This window comes from Aliiglaciecola lipolytica (assembly GCF_018860635.1).
GTDB lineage: Bacteria > Pseudomonadota > Gammaproteobacteria > Enterobacterales > Alteromonadaceae > Aliiglaciecola > Aliiglaciecola lipolytica_A.
This window is the reverse complement of record NZ_JAHKPT010000021.1, coordinates 703,853-710,196: the sequence shown is the minus strand read 5'-3', so window position 1 is coordinate 710,196 and position 6,344 is coordinate 703,853. Positions and strand designations below refer to the sequence as shown.

4 protein-coding genes and 1 pseudogene are annotated in these 6,344 nt (G+C 39.1%); 1 reads left to right on the top strand and 4 read right to left on the bottom strand.

Annotated features, from left to right (window positions below; genetic code table 11):
* Positions 1-337 (top strand): annotated as a pseudogene (locus KO530_RS11590) (transposase); the annotation flags it as partial.
* Between the two features lie 330 nt (positions 338-667).
* Here KO530_RS11590 and KO530_RS11585 read toward each other — a convergent pair.
* The 4 genes from KO530_RS11585 to KO530_RS11570 form a co-directional block, all read right to left on the bottom strand.
* Positions 668-2,188, bottom strand: coding sequence for a catalase (locus KO530_RS11585; RefSeq protein WP_216048555.1), 1,521 nt, complete (start codon positions 2,186-2,188; stop codon positions 668-670).
* Between the two features lie 380 nt (positions 2,189-2,568).
* Positions 2,569-3,552, bottom strand: coding sequence for a hypothetical protein (locus KO530_RS11580; RefSeq protein WP_216048554.1), 984 nt, complete (start codon positions 3,550-3,552; stop codon positions 2,569-2,571).
* Complete coding sequence (locus tag KO530_RS11575) at positions 3,545-4,144, bottom strand: sigma-70 family RNA polymerase sigma factor (protein WP_216048553.1); 600 nt, start codon at positions 4,142-4,144, stop codon at positions 3,545-3,547. The genes KO530_RS11580 and KO530_RS11575 overlap by 8 nt, the downstream gene beginning before the upstream one ends.
* Before the next feature lie 65 nt (positions 4,145-4,209).
* A complete protein-coding gene (locus tag KO530_RS11570) occupies positions 4,210-6,027 on the bottom strand; it encodes a vWA domain-containing protein (protein ID WP_216048552.1) in 1,818 nt (605 codons plus the stop codon).
* Between the last annotated feature and the right edge of the window lie 317 nt (positions 6,028-6,344).

The following is a 6,344-nucleotide window of genomic DNA, read 5'->3' as shown; positions in this document are numbered from 1 at the left end:
CACGAGTATTAAACGACGCACACGCGATTTCAAAAAAGGAAAACAGCCAACAACTTTGATGCCTTTTGTGGGCAATCCTACACAACCTCAACCACCTGGACTGACATTTAATCTCATCGACTATCTAAAATTAGTCGACCTGTCAGGACGTAGCCTGCATCCCAACAAAAGTGGCTCAATAGATATTGATGAATCCCCCATTTTACAACGACTTGGTTTGGATGAAAAATCCTGGCAATGTTTATTCTCAAGTTTTGAAACATCGTTTAGTGTGGCCGCAGGTCAAATCAATACCCTCAAGAATTATAAACGCCGACGTCGACAGAAGTACGGTTAGAATGAAGCTTAAAATAGCTCAAAAAACCTAAATTTATGGCTTAAAGGTCCCCGCAGATGAAATGCGGTACGACGGCTGAATTTCAATCGGGTATAGCAGCGTAAAAACCAGTTTTTATCTATTTTTCTCAAAAATTCTAATTTCCGTACCCATTAAATTGCTCCTAAGCGTTAATTTATCTCGTCAAATCGGTAGATGACTAGTAATGACTGTCTATTTATTTTATTTTTTTTCATGACTGTCTATTTATTTTTTTTGAAAATTATGCCTGTCCAATTGTAAAAAAACACCGCTAAAAACGGTGTTTGTTATTTAGCAAAAAACAGTTATTTATAAACAGCTAGGTAAATGAAGAGCAGGATCCGCTTCTCGTGCTTTTATTGCATCCTCTACCGTTAATCCTAAAGCTTTAGCAATGCCTTCGCCATAAGCTGGGTGGCACTGGCTACAGTTTCGAATATGACGATATTTGATAAAATCAAAAGTATCCCCCATTTGTCTAGCCGTGTTTTCAAAAAGCGCTTGTTTTTGTTCGTCATTCATCAAATTAAACAATAAACGTGGCTGATTAAAATAGTCATCATCATCTTCACGAAAATCATAGCGTTTAGCATAACCATCGATTTTAAGAGGTGGCTCAGCAAATTGTTGCTGCTCCTGCCATTGATTAAAGCTATTAGGTTCATAGTGTGGTTTGTCACCATAGTTGCCATCTACACGGCCTTCACCATCACGGGCATTACTATTTACAGGACAACGCGGTTTGTTAACAGGAATCTGATTATGATTAACACCCACTCGATAACGCTGAGCATCCGCGTAGTTGATCAAACGCGCCTGCAGCATGCGGTCAGGTGATACACTAATCCCTGGCACTAAATTACTTGGAGCAAATGCCGCTTGTTCAACATCCGCAAAGTAATTTTCAGCATTTTTGTTCAACTCAAATTCACCTACCTCAATAAGTGGATAATCGCCCTTTGGCCACACTTTAGTGAGATCAAATGGATGGTAAGGAACTTTATCAGCTTCTATTTCTGGCATAATTTGCACATACATCTTCCACTTAGGGAAATCCCCTCGCTCAATAGACTCGTAAAGATCTTTTTGATTGCTTTCCCGATCCATAGCGACAACTTCAGCGGCTTCCGCATCAGTTAAGTTTTTGATGCCTTGTTGAGTGCGAAAATGGAATTTGACCCAATATCGCTCACCGGCGTCATTCCAAAAACTGTAAGTATGCGAGCCAAAGCCATGCATGTGTCTATACGAAGCTGGAATACCACGATCACTCATCACAATAGTAACTTGATGCAAGGCTTCTGGCAGCAACGTCCAAAAATCCCAATTATTAGTAGCAGAGCGCATATTGGTGCGAGGATCTCGTTTAACCGCTTTATTCAAATCTGGGAATTTGAGAGGATCACGTAAAAAGAATACTGGGGTATTGTTACCAACCATATCCCAAATCCCTTCTTCGGTATAAAACTTCAAGGCAAAACCGCGAATATCACGTTCAGCATCGGCAGCTCCACGTTCACCTGCTACCGTACTAAAACGTGCAAACATTTCGGTTGTTTTGCCTACCTCACTAAATATTTTTGCGCGAGTATATTGGCTAATATCATGGGTAACCGTAAAAGTACCATATGCACCAGAACCTTTAGCATGCATTCGGCGCTCTGGGATAACTTCACGCACAAAATTCGCAAGCTTTTCATTTAACCAAAGATCTTGGGCTAGCACAGGGCCGCGCTTACCAGCCGTCAGACTATTTTGATTATCAACAACCGGCGCTCCACCATTGGTAGTTAGGTCTGTTGGTTGATATGGGCATTTTTTGTCGCTCATCACATTGCTCCTATTGAGAATTAAGTAGAGTCACGAGTAAATCAATCTGCGAACAATTAATTCAACGCGCAGCTGCTTCAGCATTTCTGAGTATAGAAGATATCAAGCCCTTTAACGACCTTTAGAATTTTATTCATTAACATCTGAAAAAGATTGGAAACATAGAAGCTGTTGAGCTAAAAATCACTTAAATTTCACCCCAAAACAGCTCTTAAAATTGCATAACTGAGCGCCCATTGACGCTTACAAGACGTGGCGAACAGATGTGAGATTAAACGCGGTTCTGTTTCTCCAAAAAGATGTCGCTAAGATTATCAATTGCCTCAATCTCTCCAATTCAAGCAATTCCTATATCCTTATCCAACGTTGCCAATGCACATCTACTCACTTAATTTCTTGTTTTGCTCTTCAGTTAACACTTGTAAATATTTTGGGTCTATTTCAACTAATGGATCGGCCATCTTAAGTAGTGATAGATAATCAAAAATATCATTCTGCAACTGACTAAGAGATTGGATTTTATCTGCGTTCTTGTTTTTCGGTGCACTATGTTCTTCAAGTTGCTTTAACAGGCTATCAAGATATTCGGTATTAACCTGCATTTTAGATGTTGAGGGTTGATTGTCGTTAAACATTGAGCTTGATTCAATTAAAGACAGCCTCGTTTGACCTTGATGTTCTCTTTTTGCTAACTGTGATTTTTGTTGTTTGGCAATCAACTCTGCTTGTTTAAATGCTTGTTCAGTTGCAGCTTCTTGAGTTAACACAATATCTGCAGGAATTTGTTGTTCAACATCAACCTCAAGGGGCATTTCAAGCTCAAATGATAAAGGCTCAATCTCAACATTATCCATAGCTTTTGCAGCTAAAGTTAATGCTTCTTTTTCAGCATATTGGGCTCGCTCAGGCTCCTCTACAGAATCTCGCTCAAACTCACTTTTATCTAGCAGTGGCTCTGAGGCCATTCTGGATGAAACTGGTGGGCTGCTAAGTTCACGAATTTCTAGTTTTGATTTTTTTGTCAATTGTTCATTGTCCAATGTAGCTTGGTCTGCAATATCATAAGTATCAACCCTTAGCCCCGGCGCTTTTGTCAACATAGGATCAAAACGATCATATTGATTGTATACCACTAAGCTAATAAACATCACTGAAGCGGCAATGGAAGTTGGCCATTGCCATTTTCGCCATTTTGCTACTGGCGCTTTTACATCAACCACCTTATCACTTGCTTGTTGTTTGGCGAGTTCCAATATGCGCTTATCCAATGCTGCAGTCGGTACTGGTTTTTCCTGTGCCTGATATACGACACTCACATCAGGATCAGTAATATTCTCATTTTTAGCTTGATTTTTATTACTCATGACCTTCACCACTACTTACCCAATCAGGCATTTTTTTAGATAAACATTGTTTTAACTGACCGTAGGCATAACGTAAACGGCTTTTAGTTGCTTGATGAGAAGAATCAATTACTTCTGCAATTTGTTTCACCGTCATAGTCGACTCTTCTTTGAGTAAAAATACTTCCAGCAAGTTGACAGGTAACTTTTGCATACAGTCTTTTAAAAACATGCTTTGCTTATCAGCTTGCAACGTTTTTTCTAGTATATTTTGCTCAATTTGATTGGCACCAAGTTGGCTATCTACCTCATCGGCGCTATCGTCAATCAGCTTATCGACAATGCGCAAATGTCTTATTTGGTCAACCACCCTATTTCGAGCCATTGTATATAACCAAGTGGAAAATTTAGCGTTTGGCTCAAACGACTCAGCATTCACTATCACTTTACTCCAGGTGTCCTGAAATAAATCTTCTGCTAATTGCTGATCTTTTAATTGACGCAACATATAGCGATACAAGCCGCCTCTATGACGTTCATATAAAAGCTCAAACGATGCCGAATCTCCATCTGCAAATCGTTTAAGCAATTCTTCATCTACTACTTGATTCAAACGCGTCCATCTTCCTTAAATAATGAATAAGACTTGGCAAACCTTGACGTCTGCGCCTTATTTTCTTAGTTTTGCTTTTGTTCTTGAGTGGCAACCGAACGAGAAGTTTCCGACTGTAAGGTTTTTGCCATTCTCACCAAAGAAACAAACTCAGCACGATAGCCGTAATCATCCTTACCTTTGTTGTTATTAGCAAGCTCAATCACCTTTTCAAAATCTAAATTTTGGGTGTATTTACTATTTTTCAACAATTGAGCAAAGCCAACAACAGAAGTTGCAAATTTAAAATCCATGGATTGTGCATCAAAATCAGTAACATTTTGTTTTTCAATAACTTGGTCGATTAGGATACTAGTGTCGTTGTCCATAGGTTTATAACGCATCTTTACATGGGCCAATTCATTATTCAGACTAGCTGCGGCATTTTTATGGGTCTGTTGATAGCGTAAATCGTCATTAAATTTAGCGCCATGTTGCAATACGATTTCGTAAAATGCTGTAACAGTATGGCCAGCTCCGATTTCCCCCGCATCGACTTTATCATTATTGAAATCTTCTTTATTTAAGCGACGATTTTCATAGCCAATTAAACGATATTCCGCCACCGTATTAGGATTAAACTCGACCTGAATTTTCACGTCTCGGGCAACCGATTGTAAAGTAGCATCTAATTCTTCAACTAATACTTTTCGCGCTTCAAGCAACGTATCTATATAAGCGTAATTGCCATTGCCTTTATCCGCTAATTGCTCCATCAAGTGGTCATTATAATTACCTTGTCCAAAACCTAAGGTGGTGAGTTCAATTCCTTGCTCTTTTTGTTTTTCAACTAATTCAATTAATTGCTGATGATTGACCCTGCCAACATTAAAATCGCCGTCAGTAGCTAAAATCACACGATTCACACCATTTTCCTTAAATGCTTGTTTAGCTAATTTATAAGCAAGCTCAATACCCTCTCCACCATTGGTTGATCCACCAGCGGATAGGCGGTTTAGCGCTTGTTCTATTTTTACACTCTGATTGGCTTTGGTAGGCTCAAGTACTACACCAGATGCTCCGGCATAAACCACGATGGCTACACTATCGTTTTCTGTCAATTGATTGGTTAACATCATCAGAGCACGCTTAACCAAAGGTAATTTATTCGCAGAATTCATAGAGCCAGAAACATCCAATAAGAACACTAGATTTTTATTGCTCGCCTCAAGTTGCTTTTCGGATTTATCATTTAAAGCATGGGCTTTTAAACCAATTCGCATCAACATACGGCCTTGATTCCAAGGCGAATTTGAAACCTGCGTATCAATCACAAAAGGATGAGAGGATTCTTCAGCCACTGGATACTGATAATCAAAATAATTTACGAATTCTTCAATCCGAACAGCGTCTGCCGGTGGCAGCCATCCTTGGTTTAACATTCGTCTAGCATTGCTGTAGCTACCTGTGTCCACATCAATTGAAAATGTTGAAACTGGATTATTACTGGTGGTAAAAACCTGGTTTTCTTCTTCATGTTGATAGTTTTCTGTATAAGCAGGGTTCCCTGGCGCTGGCACTTGAGGAGGATAATATCCAGGAGAAGTGGCTACAGATAAGTCAGCCATTGCGAACAGCTGAGATTCATGTCGCTGGCGACTATGTAATTTTCCTTGCGCTTCAGCTCGTTGTGCGGTCATCATAATTTTTTCAGCTTCAGCTTCAGCTCTGTGCTTCGCCTGTTTGACTTGATTATCGCTTTCTGTAGACGAACAAGCGGCTAGACTAAAAGCGATAACTGTAGAGGTTAATAAATAGCTAAATCTACGCAGTTTAAATCTGTTTTTAAGCGTTAAATCGATAGAGCGAGTAGTCGTTGAATTGTCTGATTTAATAGTGTTCATTTTTATTCCTTTTACACATAGTTATCAGTACCAACGAATAGAATTTTAAAAGGGGTTATTTATTTTTCAATAAAGAGCGCGGTTTATTGCATGGCAGCGTCTCGCAGCTAGTAATAAATCAACTAATTTTTAGTAAATTTCACCAAATACAGTTAATCAAATTCACAAAAATACGCAAACCATCTCCATATCTAATTGATTTATAGAGACTTTAACCAATGGCACAGTGAGTGCTTAGTCTAGTAAATAGAACAGTCATCAAATACGACTCACTAAACAGTGTCGTGACGATATTCACTTAAAATATTTGGTTAAAT

What these genes read in the sequence shown, in the direction of transcription:
- KO530_RS11585 (WP_216048555.1), bottom strand. Translation starts at nt 2,188, where the DNA reads ATGAGCGACAAAAAATGCCCATATCAACCAACAGACCTAACTACCAAT.
- KO530_RS11580 (WP_216048554.1), bottom strand. Translation starts at nt 3,552, where the DNA reads ATGAGTAATAAAAATCAAGCTAAAAATGAGAATATTACTGATCCTGAT.
- KO530_RS11570 (WP_216048552.1), bottom strand. Translation starts at nt 6,027, where the DNA reads ATGAACACTATTAAATCAGACAATTCAACGACTACTCGCTCTATCGAT.